Genomic DNA, 1,272 nt, shown 5'->3' with positions numbered 1-1,272 from the left:
TGCGCCGCAGCCGCAGGGCTGGGGCACGCAGCCGCAGGACCTGCCGGTGTCGCCGTGCGCGGCGCCGCCGTCCGCCGCCAGCCTGGGCTGGCGCTGAGTCCGTGCCGTCGCGCGGCAGGCGCGCGCAGCCGATGGTTTACGCTGCGCGTCTCGTCCGAAGGGAAGCGATCCGATGAGCCAGAAGCGTCCACCCGGAACCGGATCCGCAGGTTCCAAGGCGGCCAAGGCCGCCGCGCGCAAGGCGGCGCCGGTTGCGGCGGAGCATGCGGACAAGCCGAAAAAGGCCACAAAGACCGCACCGGCCGCCGCCGCGCGCGACCGCCAGCGGGTGGTGACCGTCACCGACATCGCCGATGCGGTCGGCGTCTCCCGCGCCACGGTCTCGCTGGTGTTGCGTGGCAGCCCGTTGGTGCATGCCGACACGCGTGCGCGCGTGGAAGCGGAACTGAAGCGGCAGCGCTACGTCTACAACCGCGGCGCCGCCAATCTGCGCCGGCGCACCTCGACCTGCGTGGCCCTGGTCATCAACGACCTGGCCAATCCGTTCTTCGCCGAGTTCGCCGCCGGCGTGGACGAGGCGCTGGGCGAGCAGGGCTACGTGACCCTGCTCGGCAGCACCGGCGAATCGCCCGCGCGGCAGCAGGCCGTACTGGCCTCGCTGATGGAACACACCCCGGCCGGCGTGATCCTGTCGCCGGCCGAGGGCAGCGACGCCGCCGAACTGCACACGGTGCTGGACGCCCGCGCGAACGTGCTGCTGTTCAACCGCGAACTTGCCGGCGCCGACGACTGGGGTTTCCTCGGCCTGGACAACCAGCGCGGCGCGCAACTGGCCACCGAGCATCTGATCGCGCTCGGCCACCGCCGCATCGCCTTCTACGGCGGCCATGCCGATTCCAGTTCCTGCCGGCAGCGTCGCGCTGGCCACGCGCAGGCGATGCGGCAGGCCAGGTTGCCGGTCGATCCGGCCTGGCTGATCGAGTCCGCGCCCAATCGCCTGGAAGCGGCGGCGCGCCACGGTGACCTGTTCGCCCACGACGCGCCGCCCACCGCAGCGGTCTGCTACAACGATACGGTCGCGCTCGGCCTGATGCTGGGCCTGCTCGCGCGCGGCATCCGCCCGGGCCAGGACTTCGCGATCACCGGGTTCGACGACATCCCCGAGGCCGCGGTGAGCACACCCGCGCTGACCACGCTCGCCGCGCAACCGCGCGCGCGCGGCCGGCAGGCGGCGCAACTGGTGCTGGAGCGGCTGGATGCGGCCGCGCCGCC

1 protein-coding gene is annotated in these 1,272 nt (G+C 73.2%); it reads left to right on the top strand.

All coding sequences use genetic code 11. The features are described from left to right. Positions 1 to 172: 172 nt before the first annotated feature. Positions 173 to 1,272: LacI family DNA-binding transcriptional regulator (locus D180_RS11470; protein WP_017912902.1), on the top strand; the 1,100-nt coding region annotated here is incomplete at its 3' end.

The organism is Xanthomonas sp. SHU 166 (assembly GCF_000364685.1).
Taxonomy (GTDB): Bacteria; Pseudomonadota; Gammaproteobacteria; order Xanthomonadales; family Xanthomonadaceae; genus Xanthomonas_A; species Xanthomonas_A sontii.
This window is presented reverse-complemented; position numbering and strand designations above follow the sequence as displayed.